The sequence below is a fragment of the Brevibacterium sp. S22 genome (genome assembly GCF_004745485.1).
Lineage (GTDB): Bacteria > Actinomycetota > Actinomycetes > Actinomycetales > Brevibacteriaceae > Brevibacterium.
In genome coordinates this window covers 1-15245 of record NZ_RHFG01000011.1, presented here as the reverse complement: position 1 = coordinate 15245, position 15245 = coordinate 1, and the positions used below count along the sequence as shown (strand labels likewise).

Here is a 15245-nt window from a genome sequence, read left to right as displayed (position 1 = left end):
AATGACCCAGCACTCCACAGGCACCTCGATCACCTTCGACCAAGCTACGAAGACCTACCTCGGCGCCGCCGCACCAGCCCTCGACGCCCTCGACCTCGAGGTCGAGGCCGGTGAACTCGTCTGCCTCGTCGGCCCCTCCGGCGGAGGAAAGACCACAGCCCTGCAGCTGGTCAACCGGCTCGTCGACCTCACCAGCGGCGACATCCGCATCGGCGATCGCTCGATCACCGACCAGTCGGCCATCGAACTGCGGCGGACCATCGGCTACGCGATCCAACAGTCAGGTCTCTTTCCGCACTACACGGTCGCCGACAACATCGCCACCGTCCCCGCCATCCTCGGCTGGGAGAAGAAGAGGATCCGCGCCCGTACGGCCGAACTTCTCGAACTGGTCGGGCTCAGTCCTGTCGACACCTGGCTCCCACGCTACCCGGCTCAGCTCTCCGGCGGACAGCAGCAGCGTGTGGGCATCGCCCGGGCGCTCGCCGCCGACCCGCCGGTGATGCTCATGGACGAACCCTTCGGCGCCCTCGACCCGATCACCAGGGTCGCGGTCCAGGATGAATTCCTCGCCATCCACCGCGCGGTGGGCAAGACGACGCTGTTCGTCACCCATGACATCGATGAGGCGATCAAGATGGCCGACAGAATCGCCATCCTCAAGCCCGGCGGCAAGCTTGCGCAGTTCGGCACGCCCGCCGAGGTGCTGTCGAACCCCGCCGATGACTTCGTCGGCGAGTTCCTCGGAGCCGAGCGTGGACTCAAACGCCTGGCGTTGACGACGGTCGGCGAAGTCGTCTCCGACAGCCACGACCGAGCCGGGGCTGAGGCTGAGACGGCGGATGCCCGAACCACCACGGCAGGCTGGCCCGACGTCGAAGCCACGATGACCCTGCGCGAAGCGTTGTCCGTCGTCTCCGCTGCTCGGGCGGAAGGGGCCATTGTCCATGCCGGTGACAGCCGCCTCGGCGAGGTGAGCCTGCGAGATCTCATCGCACCGCCGGCTGCCGGAGAGGACCGCGAAGGCGTGAGAGCATGAGCGATTTCGCCCCTCTTGGCGATCCTGTCATTCCTGATTACGGACAGGTCTCGGACTGTGTGATCAACAACGGCGTATTCTGCGGTGACTGGTTCATCAGCCAATGGGCGACGGTCTTCTGGCCGCCGCTGCTCAGCCATATCGTCATGGTGGCCATCGCCGTATCGATCGGCTTCGTCATCGCCTTCTTCGCCGGGCTGTTGGCCTACCGGAAGAAGTGGCTGGCCGGACCGATCGGCATGGCCGCGACCTTCCTCTACACACTGCCGCCGTTGGCCCTGTTCCAGCTGCTGGTGCCGTTCACCGGACTGAGCCTGCTGACAGTCGAGATCGCACTGGTGTGCTTCACCCTCGTCATCATCTTCCAGGCCGTCCTGGTCGGACTCTCCGGAGTCCCCGATGACGTGCGCAGGGCCGCGACCGGTATGGGGCTCGACCGCAACCAGCTTCTGGTCAAAGTCGAACTGCCTCTGGCGCTGCCGTCGATCATCTCCGGGGTGCGCATCGCCACGGTGCTCACGGTGAGCATCGCCACGATCGCCGCTTTCGTCGTCGACGACGGTCTGGGGTCGCCGATCATCAAAGCGGTGTCCTCACCATTCAATACGCAGTTCGTCGGAGCCGGAGCTCTTGCCGTACTGCTGGCATTCGCGCTCGACGGCCTGCTGGTGCTGCTGGGCCGAGTGCTCACCCCCTGGACGAAAGCGAGGAGCTGATGGACGTCATCTTCGGGGCTTTCCCCTTCATGATCGAGAACGTCGGGTTGCTGCTGGCGAAGACCGGTGACCACCTCATCATCAGTCTCATTCCGCTGCTCGCGGCCATTGTCATCGGTGTGCCGGTCGGAGTCTGGCTCGGCCATATCCACCGCGGAGAATTCCTCGCGGTGAGCGTGACGAACATCGGCCGAGCGCTTCCCAGCCTCGCGCTCATCGCGATCCTCATCGGCTTCGTGGGCATCGGCATGCTCAATGCCATGATCGCGCTGTTCCTGCTCGCCTTCCCGCCCATCCTCAGCTATGCCTTTCAATCCGTCGACTCGATCGACCGTGACCTTACTCGGGCCGCACGCGGCATGGGCATGTCTCCCGTCCAAGTGCTGCTCAAGGTCGAACTGCCCTTGGGGTTGCCGATGATCATCGCCGGCATCCGCACCTCCGCGGTGCTGACCGTGAGCTCCGCGACCATCGCCACGATCGCCGGCAGCGGAGGCCTGGGCGATGTCATCCTCAACCAGGTCGCCTACGGGATGGAAGGAGTCGTCGCCGGTGCCATCTGGGTGGCCGTGCTCGCCATCCTCGTGGACCAGGCATTCGCGCTCCTTCTGCGCGTGGCCGCCCCAGCCGGAGTGAAACGCCTGCAGGTCGCAAACGCCGTATGAGGACAGCCGCCATCACTGCGGCGCATCAGATCTGCTCCACCCACAGAAGATCACAATGAAACTGAGGACAATGTGAAGAAGCATTTCATCGCTGGAAGTCTCGCCGCTACGACGGCGATCGTCATGACCGGATGCACTCCTCCGGGAGGCTCTGATGACAAATCAGGCAGTGGCGGATCGGTGCTCAACATCGGATGGAACGAAGCCTTCCGGTCGATGAACGATATGACGATGGACGGCAACGCCGTCGCCAACACCATCGTCGCCTATATGAGCAATGACAATTTCAAGTACTACGACGATGAGCTCGAACTGCACGATGGTGCCCTCGGTGAAGTGGAGAAGGTCTCCGACGACCCGCTGAAGGTCAAATACACGTTCGGCGAAGGCGCGAACTGGTCGGACGGCACTCCGGTCGACGCCGCAGACCTCGCTCTGACCTGGGCGGCACGGTCTCAGCACTTCAACACCGTCGATGACAACCGAGACGATGAAGGAACGCTGCAGGACAATCCCGATGGCACGGTCTTCTTCGACTCCTCTGCGGTGGGCGCTCCGCTGATCGAAGACTTCCCCGAGATCAGCGAGGACAGCAAGTCCCTGACGTTCACGTACTCGAAGCCCTTTGCCGACTGGGAGACAGAATTCGGACTCGGAGCCTACGGTTCGGGAGTGCCTGCGCACATCGTGGCCAAGAATGCTCTGGGCACCACCGACCCGCAGGAGGGCAAGGAGGCGATCCTCGACGCGATCGAATCCGGCGACAACGCTGCCCTGTCGAAGATCTCGAACTTCTGGAACACCGGCTTCGACTTCACCTCGATGCCGGAGAACGAGGATCTTCTCGTCCATAACGGACCCTATGAGATCACCGACTTCGAAGAGGGGCAGTACCTGACGCTGTCTCGCGATCAGGATTACACCGGGCCGGTCGAACCCAAGATCGACTCCGTGACGATCCGCTACAACGGCGACCCGATGGCCATGGTGCAGGCGATCGAGAACGGCGAGGTCGACCTGACCCAGCCGCAGTCGACGGCCGATGTTCTGACCGCGGCGGAAGAGCTCGAGGGTGTGTCGATTCTGCCCGGCGAGGATGCCACGTTCGAGCACGTCGACCTCACCTTCGACAACAACGGCCCCTTCGACCCAGCCAGCTATGGCGGAGACGAGGACGCTGCGCTCAAAGTACGGCAGGCATTCCTCAAAACACTGCCGCGCCAGGAGATCGTCGATCGCCTCATCAAACCACTTAACAAAGAGGCCGAGGTTCGCGATTCGTTCAACCAGGCTCCTGACTCGCCGCTGTACGACGACATTGTCGCTGAGTCGGGAATTACGGACTATGACGAAGTCGATATCGACGGAGCGAAGAAGCTGTTGGACGACGCCGGCGCCGAGGCACCGAGCGTGCGCTTCCTCTACGACAATACGAACGCCAGGCGATCCCAGCTGTTCGCGCTGATCAAGGAATCAGCGGAGAAGGCCGGCTTTAAGGTCGAAGATGCCGGTGACGTCAACTGGGGGACTCGCCTCGGCGATGGAACCTATGACGCCTCGCTGTTCGGTTGGGCGCTGACCACGACGGCGGTGACAGAGTCAGACTCGTATTACCGCAAGGGAGCGCTGAACAACTACAGCGGGTACTACAACAAGGATTTGACGAAGACGCTCGATGAGATGCTGGTGACCATCGACCCGGACAAGCAGGCTTCCCTGGCTGAAGACGTCGAGAAGCACCTCGTCGATGACGCTTTCGGCATGCCGCTCTTCCAACACCCGTCGCTGACAATCCACAGGGACAAGGTCTCGAACGTGTCGACAACGACGCTCGACCCGTCGATGTTCTGGAACTTCTGGGAGTGGGAGACCAACTGAGTTCATATCGGGCCGCCTGGCGGGGGCGCTGCCGCAGGTGAGGCGCACACCCTCCCGGAGGCGGACCATACTCAGCGCAGCAGCGCCCTGCGCAGGGGATCGAGACCGATGGACCCGAGGCCCAGCGCACGACTGTGGAATTCCTTGAGATCGAATCCCGCGCCCGCCACGGCGCGGGATCCGTCTCTGATGTCCTCCCACAGACGCTGACCGATCTTGTAGCTCGGAGCCTGTCCGGGCCACCCGAGGTAACGGTCGAGTTCGAACGCGAGGAAGGTCCGGTCCATGGCGACGTTCCGGGTGAGGAACTCCCATGCTGTGGCACGGTCCCAAGTTCCCCCGCCGAGGTGGTCCGGGGCTTTGAGGCCGAGGTGGAAGCCGATGTCGACGATCACCCGTGATGTGCGTAGCCGTTGGGAGTCGAGCATACCCAGATAATCGCCGGGTTCGTCGAGGAAACCGAGTTCGGCCATGAGCCTTTCGGCGTAGAGAGCCCAGCCCTCACCGTGGCCGGAGACCCAGCAGACGTGGCGGCGCCATTGATTCAGCGAGTCGGCGAGATAGGACGCCTGCCCCATCTGCAGGTGATGGCCCGGCACGCCCTCGTGGTAGACCGTGGTCTTCTCCTGCCACGTTGCAAATTCGGTGACTCCGTCGGGCACCGACCACCACATCCGGCCCGGACGGCTGAAGTCTTCGCTGGGCTGAGAATAGTAGACTGCGCCGGTGGCCGAGGGCGCGATCATGCACTCGATGGTCCGCAGCGGTTCCGGGATGTCGAAATGGGTCTTGCCGAGTTCGGTGATCGCTTCGTCGGCGACCGTCTGCATCCACTCCTGCAGAGCCTTCGTGCCATGGAGAGCGCGCTGGGGATCGCTGTCGAGCATCCGCATGACGTCGAAGAGTTCGACGCCGGGGTGAATGATGTTCGCGACTCGTCTCTGCTCCGCATCGATGGAGTCGAGTTCGTCGAGGGCCCATTCGTAGGTTTCTTCCAGGTCGACCTCAGCGCCGAGGAACTCGCGTGAGAACAGTGCGTAGTCTTCTCGGCCGCAGGCTTCGTTCTCTGGAGCGTGTTCGGTCAGTTCGGTGCGGAGGAATCGGGCGAAGCCGCCGAATGCCTCTCTCGCGGATTCGGCGTGGACGGTCAGTTCGCGTGCGAGGGTTTCGGCGGCGGAGCTGGTGGCGTCTGCGGCGATCGTGGTGAAACGGCTGTCCGCCTGACTGAGCACTTCGGCCTGGGCGGCGACTCGTTCGATCTGCAGGCGAGCAGGCACTCGGCCGAGTTCGTCGCGAGCATAGCGGAGTGACTCCCGGTAACCGTCGATCGACCGCGGCAATGCGGCCATAGTACGTGAAACCGTCTCCCATTCATCTTCAGTGTCAGTGGGGAGAAGATCGAATATGTCGCGCATCTGCTGAACCGGCGATTCGATGACGTTGAGAACGGTGTGCTGCAAACCCGCTTCAAAGAGATCCGTGGCGGTATCCAGTCGTTCGCGCATTGCGTCGATAGTGACGAGATCGGTCTCGTCGAGGCTTTCCATCGTGAGCCCGTCGGCTTCTGCGTCATCTAACAGGGCCAGGGTGCGAGCACGCAGTTCGTTTGCAGCTTTCAGCCCCTCGGGGGAGTAGTCGTCGAAGCCGTGAGGGTTCTCGGTTCCGAGGAACAACGAGATCGACGGGGAGAGAACGCACAGCTCGTCGAAGTAGGCATCGGCGATGGCGTCGATCGGTGACGGGTTTCTCCGGGACGTCGGTTCTGTGTGGGAAGCCATGACGGAACTGTATCCGAGGCAATGAGCTCAGTGACTCATCGACCACAGACCGGAACGAAGTGTTCCGGTCGTCCTCGCTGTCGCCCAGAACGACAGCAGTGAGCTCCTTACCCGATGCGCGGGAACTCCCGGGTGGAGAAGACCACCTCGGTGGGGACCTCGAAATATTCGGCGATGCGCAGAGCCAGGTAGAGGCTGGGGCTGTACTCGCCCCGCTCCAAGTACCCGATCGTCTGATAGTGGACTCCGAGCGCCTCGGCGAGCTCGCGACGCGAGACCTTGCGTTCGGCCCGGAGCATCGCGATGCGGTTGTGAACGGTCTCTGACACTTCCGCTCAGACTCCCCACTGCTCGGCCACGCCCTTGCGGCGAGCCGCCACAGCCGATCCCGACTCGCGTCTGGCCATTCGCGACAGCAGCTTCGGCGCCAAGATGAGACCGAGGACGGCCCATAGCCCCAACACGATGAACACCCATTCGAGCCGCCAGGAACCGGCGATCTCGATCGCTGCCATGCTGTCGGGCAGCAGAGAGGACCGCAGCCCCAGGCCCAGCCAATACAGCGGGAATGCCTGCGCGAGGCCCTGCAGCCACAGCGGCAGCGCCACGATCGGGTAGAAGATGCCGGAGATCGCGATGAGGCCGAGCACCGGCATCATGACCAGTCCCATGAACTTCGGGTTGCTCATCAGGGCACCCAACACGGCGCCGATCGACAGAGTCGAGACCAAGCCGAGGACGAGGACTGTGATGAAGAGCAGCCAACGCGCCGGCGACGCGAAGTCGAGCCCATCGAAGAGGAACAGCCCGACGATGAGCAGCGTCACGGAGGTGACGAGGGTGTTGATGACGTTCGCCGTGATCTCACCGATGAGATAGCCGGCAGTGCCGCCCGGGACCGACTTCGACCGCAGCAGGGTGCCGTTGGTCTTGTCCATGGACAGCACGCTGACGATGCCCATCACCCCGCCGAAGATGGTGCCCATGGCGATGATTCCGGGGAAACCGGTCGATCCGAGGTCGACGGTGGCACCGGCGAAGGTGGACCCCCGCATGAAGAACAGGGTCCCGATGAAGATCGCCAGCATCACCACGGTTCCGAAGATCTCGCTGGGGGTCGTCAATTGGATCCGGGCCGAGATCAGGCCGCGCCGCAGTCCCGTACGGATGAGGTTGAGCACGGGATTCGTGTGTGGGATTCTGCGTTGAATGTCATTCGATGTCATAGCTGTGCCCCTTCGAAAGTCTGCGTATCCAGGTCGCTGCCCGATTCGAACTGCTCGACAATCGAGAGGTAGGCATCTTCGAGAGTCGCTCGGCGGATCTCCAGGTCTGTGATCGGTGAGTCCTGATCGCTGGCCAGCAGCTCACGCACGAAGCTCGTCGAATCCTCCGTCACATGCATGTGGCGCTGGCCCTCTTGGATCCACGTGATCTCGGCGGTGCGACCGATCGCGTGTGTGAGTTCCAGGGCGGATCCATCGGCGATGATCCGACCACCGGCGAGGATGACGATGCGGGAGGACAGGGCCTCCGCCTCGGCGAGGTCATGTGTCGTGAGCATGATCGTCACTCCCTCGAGATCGCTGAGGCGGTGGATGAGGTCATGGAAGTCGCGCCGGGCACGGGGGTCGAACCCTGTGGTCGGTTCGTCGAGGAAGAGAAGAGAGGGTCGTCCGATGATGGCCATAGCCACATCGAGTCGTCGCCGCTGACCCCCGGAGAGTGTCTTCAGCTTCTGGTCGGCCTGCTCGTCCAGACCGACCAGTCCCAGCAGCTCGTCGACGGGCCATGGGTCGACATACGGCCGATAGAAATCCGAGAGATGAGACAGCAGTTGGCGCGGCCGCCATTTGCCGTGATCGCTCGAGGCCTGCAGGACGATGCCGATCTGTGATCGCCATCCCGAGTCACCGGTGATGGGGTCGGCGCCGAGGACGGACACGGATCCGCTCGAGGCGGATCGGAAGCCTTCGAGGATCTCGATGGTCGTCGATTTGCCCGCACCGTTGGGGCCGAGCATGGCGACGATCTCATCAGCATTGATGTCGAGATTGAGGCCGTCGAGGACTGTCTTGCTCCCGTAGACCATCCGCAGATCTGAGACCGAAATGATCGGCGTCGAGTTCGGGGTGCTGCCGGGATGTGCAGTCTCCATCGTCTACCTCTCAGCAGTCCATAGATGAAATGTAGTAGAGATACTATATTTCATCGTGGTCGTTGGCAATGGGTGTGCTGCAGCGCGCTCGCTACTCATTGCCGAAATGACCCTGATTCCGCTGTTCGTCAGTAGGTGTGCGGTCAGAAACGAACCGCGGGTGGGATCGGCTGGTGTGCCGATCCCACCCGCGGGTGAGTACTGCTGTATTGGGTTGTTGAGCTCAGCGGAAGTGCACTGGACTCAGTAGAAGTGCACTGGACTCAGCGGAGGCCGAAGAGTTTGCCGAAGGCGCTGCCGGATGACTGAGTGCCCGACTGTTTGGTCTCCGGCGCTTTTTCATCCGGGTCGTCAGCGGGCTTGACCGGCGGCGGGGGAGGGAACTCCTTGTTGGCGGGCTCAGCCTTCGGGGCCACCGATGCTGCGGTCTCCGGAGTCTTCAGCGCAGGAGGTACAGTCTCGTCAGCCGCCGGGGTCGGGGTCACCGACTCCGGAGCTTCGGGGGCTGGTTCCGGTGCGGGAGCTTCGGGGGCCGGCTGGGTCGGTTCCGGTGCTGGCTCAGGGGTCTCCGGAGCCTCGGGAACCGGCTCGGCGGATTCCGCCTTCGGGGCCTCCGGGGCTTCCGGTGCCTCGGGAGCTTCTGGCGCCGGAGCATCAGCGGAGGTCTCGGGGGCATCGGTCACCGGCGGTGCTGCCTGCGGGGACGCGGACTCTGTCTCGGGAGCAGGGGTTGCCTCGGTGACGGGCTCCGGCGCCTCGGTGGCGGTCTCGTCCTGGGCCGCGTTCTCGTCCTCAACGGCGGTCTTGGACGCACCGGTGGCCTCGTCCTGGGCGGCGGTCTTGGACGCACCGGTGGCCTCGTCCTGGGCGGCGGTCTTGGACGCACCGGTGGCCTCGTCCTGGGCGGCGGTCTCGGACGCACCGGTGGCCTCGTCCTGGGCGGCGGTCTCGGATGAATCGGCGGGGGCCGCCTCGGCGAGGTTCTTGATGAGGGAGAGCTCGAACTCGAGCGTGATCTTGTCGCTGACGAGCACGCCGCCGGAATCGAGCTTCGTATTCCAGGTCACGCCCCAGTCCTTGCGGTCGATGCGGCGCGAACCCTCGAGACCGGCACGCAGGTTGCCGAAGGGATCGGTCTCGACGCCGATGAGCTCGAGCGGAACCGACACGGTCTTCGTCAAGTCACGGATCGTCAGCTCACCGGTGACGATGTAGGAGCCTTCGTCGACCTCGTCGATGGCCGAGGAGACGAAGCGGATCTCCGGGTAGGTCTCGACGTCGAAGAAGTCCGCCGAACGCAGGTGGTTGTCGCGGCCCTCGGTGCGGGTGTCGACGCTGGCGGTCTGGATAATGACCGTCGCGGTCGAATCGGCCAGGTCTTCGGCGATGTCGGCCCAGCCGGACACCTCATTGAACGCTCCGCGCACACGCGAGACCATCGCGTGGCGTGTGGAGAATCCCAGTCGAGAGTGGGAGGGGTCGATGTCCCAATGGCCCGTGAGCCCTGGCGTCTCTGTCATGGGGTCGCTCCTTCGGTTCCGTCGCGCTCCATTGGGAGAACGTCGTCATCGTGTGAGCGCTCGGAGTTCGAGCGGTCGGTGAAATAACAAATGCCTTCGTAGTCTTACACGCAAGGTCGGGTGTGTGCCACCTCGACGCAGGTCAGCGGTCGAAATCACCTCTGGTCAGCCGACTGCCATTGCGTATGGGACTGCATAGAGCAACAGCATGGCGAGTCCGCAGAGGATCAGGATGACAACCGTTCCGATGACCCACGTGCGGGTCCGTCGATACTTGACGGGATCTCGGTCTTCCTCCGGAACCACCATGAGTCTCTCCCGGAACGCATTGCCCAGACTCGACGGCCGCGTGCCGATATTGCCCAGCAAGGTGCCGCCGATGGACGCCACGAATCCGAGAATCGTAGGGTTGAGCAGGTCCGGAAGCTCGATCCCAGCAAACTCTGAAAGCGACTCGAAGATCGCAACGACGACGAACCCGGCGATCATACCCACGGCGGCACCACGCGCAGACAGCTTCGTCGACCGCACGCTCCAGAAGGCGATCGGACCCCAGGACGCGGCGAACAGAGTCGCTGCGAAATAGCCGATCGTCAGGACCGCCGGTGGCGCCACCCACGTGATCACGAGCACGACGAGGCCGGCCACGACCATCGTCCACCGAGCCACCTGGAGGCCACGGATGTCATCGTCTCCCGACGCGTCGGTTGAATCGTTGGATGGCCCACCCGTCGCGGTCGTGACGTCTGTTCCCGGAGTGGACGTACCGGCTGAGGTGGGGCTTGGTCCCGTTGAGGCGAACTGCTGGGCCGCTGGAGCGGCTGCGGTCGTCGAGGTGGCCGCGGCCGTTGCGAGTTCGGGCTCCCTGACGCGCTTGCCCGTCAGATAGGGCATGACGTCATTGGCCGCAGAGAATCCGATGAGAGACAGGAAGGACGCCGCTGATGACAGTCCTGCTGCCACGATTCCGGTGATGGCGATGACGCCCAACAATGACGGCAGGACATTCTGCCCGGCCCAGATGAAAGCGATCTCGCTGGGAGTGATTCCGTCGTTGAACAGGTTGATGGAGAACCCACCGAAGGTGAGGAACAGATAGGTCACTGCCAGCGCGGCGGTCGCGAAGAGCGCAGACCGGATGGCCACATGTTCATTCTTCGCCATGAGGAAACGACTCGACTGCCACGGGCTCACTGCGACCACGGTGCACCACACGATGCCGAAGGTCACCGCGTAGATGATCGCCTGCGCTGGAGTGCCGATATAGTTGTCCGCTCCGGTCAGCCCGTGCCATGAGATGCCATCGGGTTTGCTTGTCAGCGCTGCCATCTTCTGCATCGCGGTCACCGGTCCTCCGGAAGCGCCGATGATCCATCCCATGCCCAAGATCGCCGCAACTGTGAAGACGACGAACATGATCGTGTCGTTGACGAGGACACCTTGGGATCCCGACAAGAACGTGAAGATCGTGTACGAGGCCCACACGATCACCAGGAGCACCCATTGCGGAATGTCGATGAGCTGCCCGATGACAAGAACCAGGCCTTGAGTAACAGCGACGAGGTACAGTCCGATGCCGACGACGACCATGACACCGGCCAATGCCTGGAGGCCCGGTGAGTTGAACCGCTTTCCGAAATACTCCGGCACGGTCAGAGCAGAGGACCGCCGCAGGTAGCGGCCGAACAGCATGACTCCCAAGACATATCCGGAGATGTTGAATGCTGTCAGCAGCAGCATGACCACGGGATACCCGTCGTAGGAGAAGCCGAGCTCGCCCATGAACGAGACGGTGGACAGGAATGACGCGACGAGTGTGCCGGCGACGAGGAAGGTCGGGGCTGCTCGGCCCGCTACGTAGTAGTCAGACTTGTCCTTCACTCTTCGACCGACGACGGCCCCGATGACGAGGTAGAGCAGAAAGCTTCCGAAGATGGCAGCTGCAAACATGTCAGATTCCACCCTTCTCGCTTGGCCGAGACAGCAGATCATTCGGCTGGTCACTCGGTTGGCTGTTCGTCGGAGCGTGTTCAGAGGGTTTGTAGTCTCGACGGATGAGACCGAACCCGATCAGGACGCAGCAGGTCGGTACGACGGCGTACACGACGGAAACTGCAATGGATCCCCACATCAGATGTTCCTCCCTTGGATCAATCAATCGATGGTTGAGGTGGTGCGTAGTTGGTGGTGCGTGTGGGCAGTGACCAATGGTCAGTGGTCAGGTGATTCCTTCGGCGCGCCCAGGAGGACGCGTGCCGTGTGCTGGAGCACCGATTCGATGCGTTCGACGTTCGTGCCGGTCGCTCCAGTGGCGTGGGCGATTTCGAAACCGTCGAGCTGTGCCAACAGGGCATCGATGGCGATCTCGGCATCCAGTTGGGGGACGAAGCTGCCATCGGCGATCCCGGCTTCGACGATGCGTCGGATGACCTGTTTCCAGGCGAGGAAGACTTCATCGAGCAGGTGCCGCAGCTCTTCGTCTCTGGTTGCCGCTGCCACGAATTCGATCCACAGTCGCGTCCGGGTAGAGAAATCGGCGACGTGGAAGAAGTCGTGGAAGGTCTGAGCAAGGCTGGTCCACGGGTCTGTGCCTTCATGGGACGAGGCTCTGACCAAAGCAATGACGTTCTGCGAATGCTGCTGATAGGCGCTGAGGATGAGGTCTTCGCGGGAGTCGAAATAGTACTGAATGGTCCCGACCGAGATGCCTGCGGCTCGCGCGACGTCCTTGAGGCGGATCCCCGAGGTGCCGCGTTCGCTGATCAGCTCCAGAGTCGCAGTGATCACCATGCCCTTACGATCGGCGATCTCCTCTTGCGACAGGGAGGGACGCCCTGTTCGTGCCCCCATCAGGCGCTCACCCGGGCACGGTGGCCAGTGCCGAGGATGAAGTCATTCGCAGCGGTCAGGCCCTCATAGACGGCCTCTTCGACAGTGCGTGGGGCTTTGCAGTCGCCGATGCGCACAGAGGGAGTCCCACCCAGGTCGACCTGCGGGGCCACCGCACGCGGCGCGTGGTTGACGATCGTCGTGGCGATGTCTTCAACCTGAATGACTTCATCACACAGCGTCGACTGCAGGTAGACCGTGTCCTCATCGACTCCCGCGAGGCGGACATCATTGATGAAGCTGACTTTCGACCGAATGAGTTCGGGCATGAGCGCAGTCCGCGTGTACTGCTGGATGCCGGCTCCGGGGAAGTTCGCCGAGGTGGCCAGTGTGACCGGACGTTTGCGAGCAAGCATGATCGCCACACCCAGCCCTGCCCAGTCACCTCTCCAATCGGCGATGAGGACTCCGCCCTGAGGCAGTTCCGGTACGTCGACCAGATACTGCCTTGCGGTCAGGACCAGGGGAGAGTCGACGATCTCATAGTCCGGGTCGCGGTCTGTCGAGCCCGTCGCGAAAACCACGTGGTCGGGGCGCAGCTCGTCAAGATGCGTTGACGAGAATTCCGTTCCGGTGCGGATGTCGACGCCGGCCCGCACCGCCTCTGCGGTCAGGTTCGTCGCGGCGCCGCCGAACTCCGACCGATGCGGCAGCTTCTCCGCAAGGAGAACCTGGCCGCCGAGGGACTTCTCGCGCTCGAGGAGCGTGACGGCTGCGCCAGCTTCCGCCGCCACTGCCGCGGCTTTCAACCCTGCCGGTCCACCGCCGACGACGAGCAGGCGTGACGCTTCTCTGACGGTCGGGCGGGGGAGGAAGGTCAGTTCTCTGCCGGATTCCGGGTACTGGATGCAACTGATGCCCACTCCCTGCTGGAAATGGCCGATGCAGGCTTGGTTGCAGCCGATGCAGGCACGGATCTCGTCCACCGCATCGCGTTGGGCCTTGCTCGCGATCTCCGGGTCGCAGATCATGGCTCGGGTCATGATGCACAGGTCTGTCTGACCCTCGGCGATCGCCTTCTCCGCCTCATGCGGCTGATTGATCCGGCCCGCCACCATCACAGGGCGGTCCGTGAACTTCTTCACCTGCCCGGACAGTCGTCCGAGGTAGGCAGGTTCGTACTGCATCGAGGGGACGATGTGCTGGGCTCCCTGCAGCGTCGACGAGTCCCCGCCGGTGACCGAGATGTAGTCCACCATGCCCTGGTCTTCGACGGCCTTGATGACCTCGAGGACTTCGGTGTCGTTCATGCCGTTGCTGGTGAGTTCGTCACCCGAGATACGGAGACCGACGACCTTGCCGTCTCCCGCGCCTCGGCGGGCGCTGGTGATCGACTCGAGGAGGAACCGCATTCGGTTCTCCGGGGAACCTCCGTACTTATCGGTTCTCGTATTCACCGACGGGTTGATGAATTGGATCGGCAGGTAGCCGTGACTGGCGACGACCTCGACCCCGTCGATGCCGGCTTCGCAGATGAGTTCAGCGGAATGCCCGTAGCCGTCGACGATCTCTTCGATGACCTGTGTCGACAGCGTCTGGGGGACCACGTGGAAGCGTTCCTGGGGTCGGTCGCCGGGCGCCACCGCCTGGGGCGCCATCCCCTGTTCCCCATCCATGACCTCACGGCCGGGGTGGAACAGCTGGGCGACGATTCCGCACCCGTGGCCGTGTACCGCGTCCGCTACTGCCTTGTACCCTTTCGCGGACTCCGGGTCTGTCGCCATGAGCACGTGACTGGTGTAGCGGGCGGTTTCATGTACCCCGGAGACCTGCAGAACGATCAGTCCTGCCCCACCGGCGGCCCGGCGTTCGTGATAGGCGACGAGTTCGGATCCGATGAAGCCGTCATCGGCGAGCATCGTGTCGTGACCGGAGGAGACGATGCGGTTGCGCAGCCGCAGCGGGCCCAGGTCGATCGGGCTGAATAGGTTTGGAAACAGCGAAGACATCAACACCACTCCTCATTGAGCCGGCTCATCACTCGGCAGATTAATATTACGACGATAATAATATTGGGTGAGCGCGATTGCAATGGGTGTTCTGGGGTGGGTGCGGGCTGGTTGAGGCGGGGTTGTCTGGCCCTTCGCAATGGAGAGTGCAGGTCTGTATGCTCGCCTGATTATCTCAAGTTTGGGTAGTCCTGATGTCGGAAATATGAATCAAATTTCTTCCCGATGAGCATCCGCTCGGGCGAAGTCGTTAGTAGCGCGTGTATCTCTTAGGGGCGCCCCCAACGATCGAACATCACCGAATGGACCACGGCTCCGCGCTCCTGCTCTTCCCGCCGAACCATGTAAGCAGTGCGCGGCATCGCGTCAATTCCCGTGACGGCGTGAGCCGTTGAGTAAACCGTTTGGATGAACTTCTCAGCGTACCTCTCCACCAAACCCAGGGCTCGACAATAGCTGACACGAAGTTTAAAAACGATTAGCCTGACCATCCGGTACCGGTCGGAAAGCTCGTGGTACCGACCGAGGGACTGATGCAAAGAAGGGTGACAGCGTGAGTGTCATGCTGCGAGAGCAGCTGGCTCTATGATTGCTTCGTACTCCACTGGTGTCAATCGACCCAACCGGGCTTGTCGACGACGTCGGTGATATGT

Annotated in this window: 12 protein-coding genes; 4 read left to right on the top strand and 8 right to left on the bottom strand. The window is 62.7% G+C overall.

The window, feature by feature from the left end:
* Position 1: 1 nt before the first annotated feature.
* The 4 genes from EB835_RS10730 to EB835_RS10715 all read left to right on the top strand — a co-directional run bounded on the left by EB835_RS10730 (position 2) and on the right by EB835_RS10715 (position 4298).
* Positions 2–1039 carry an ABC transporter ATP-binding protein gene (locus EB835_RS10730; RefSeq protein ID WP_135809466.1) on the top strand — a complete coding sequence of 346 codons (1038 nt, stop codon included), beginning with the start codon at positions 2–4 and terminating at the stop codon, positions 1037–1039.
* On the top strand, positions 1036–1755 hold the full coding sequence (locus tag EB835_RS10725) for an ABC transporter permease (RefSeq protein WP_135809465.1): 720 nt from the start codon (positions 1036–1038) through the stop codon (positions 1753–1755). The genes EB835_RS10730 and EB835_RS10725 overlap by 4 nt, the downstream gene beginning before the upstream one ends.
* Positions 1755–2420 (top strand): ABC transporter permease, encoded by a 666-nt coding sequence (locus EB835_RS10720; RefSeq protein WP_135809464.1) that lies wholly within the window; start codon positions 1755–1757, stop codon positions 2418–2420. The genes EB835_RS10725 and EB835_RS10720 overlap by 1 nt, the downstream gene beginning before the upstream one ends.
* Positions 2421–2492: 72 nt before the next feature.
* The gene (locus tag EB835_RS10715; protein WP_135809463.1) at positions 2493–4298 is read left to right on the top strand and encodes an ABC transporter family substrate-binding protein; all 1806 of its coding nucleotides are present in this window, start codon (positions 2493–2495) and stop codon (positions 4296–4298) included.
* A gap of 71 nt (positions 4299–4369) precedes the next feature.
* Here the strand turns inward: EB835_RS10715 and EB835_RS10710 are convergent, their stop codons facing one another.
* The 8 genes from EB835_RS10710 to EB835_RS10675 all read right to left on the bottom strand — a co-directional run bounded on the left by EB835_RS10710 (position 4370) and on the right by EB835_RS10675 (position 14592).
* Positions 4370–6076, bottom strand: coding sequence for a DUF885 domain-containing protein (locus EB835_RS10710; protein ID WP_135809462.1), 1707 nt, complete (start codon positions 6074–6076; stop codon positions 4370–4372).
* A 107-nt stretch (positions 6077–6183) separates the two neighbouring features.
* Complete coding sequence (locus EB835_RS10705; RefSeq protein WP_135809461.1) at positions 6184–6405, bottom strand: helix-turn-helix transcriptional regulator; 222 nt, start codon at positions 6403–6405, stop codon at positions 6184–6186.
* A 6-nt stretch (positions 6406–6411) separates the two neighbouring features.
* Positions 6412–7302, bottom strand: a complete 891-nt coding sequence (locus EB835_RS10700; protein ID WP_135809460.1) for an ABC transporter permease — start codon at positions 7300–7302, stop codon at positions 6412–6414.
* A complete protein-coding gene (locus EB835_RS10695; RefSeq protein WP_205749920.1) occupies positions 7299–8234 on the bottom strand; it encodes an ABC transporter ATP-binding protein in 936 nt (311 codons plus the stop codon). The genes EB835_RS10700 and EB835_RS10695 overlap by 4 nt, the downstream gene beginning before the upstream one ends.
* 263 nt (positions 8235–8497) lie before the next feature.
* Positions 8498–9754: a YceI family protein gene (locus EB835_RS20845; RefSeq protein ID WP_135809459.1), complete on the bottom strand. Its 1257-nt coding sequence runs from the start codon at positions 9752–9754 to the stop codon at positions 8498–8500.
* A gap of 165 nt (positions 9755–9919) precedes the next feature.
* Positions 9920–11704, bottom strand: coding sequence for a sodium:solute symporter family protein (locus EB835_RS10685; protein WP_168216705.1), 1785 nt, complete (start codon positions 11702–11704; stop codon positions 9920–9922).
* 261 nt (positions 11705–11965) lie between these two features.
* Positions 11966–12604 carry a TetR/AcrR family transcriptional regulator gene (locus tag EB835_RS10680; protein WP_135809457.1) on the bottom strand — a complete coding sequence of 213 codons (639 nt, stop codon included), beginning with the start codon at positions 12602–12604 and terminating at the stop codon, positions 11966–11968.
* On the bottom strand, positions 12604–14592 hold the full coding sequence (locus EB835_RS10675; protein WP_135809456.1) for an oxidoreductase: 1989 nt from the start codon (positions 14590–14592) through the stop codon (positions 12604–12606). Before EB835_RS10675 ends, EB835_RS10680 begins: the two co-directional genes overlap by 1 nt.
* Positions 14593–15245 lie beyond the last annotated feature (653 nt).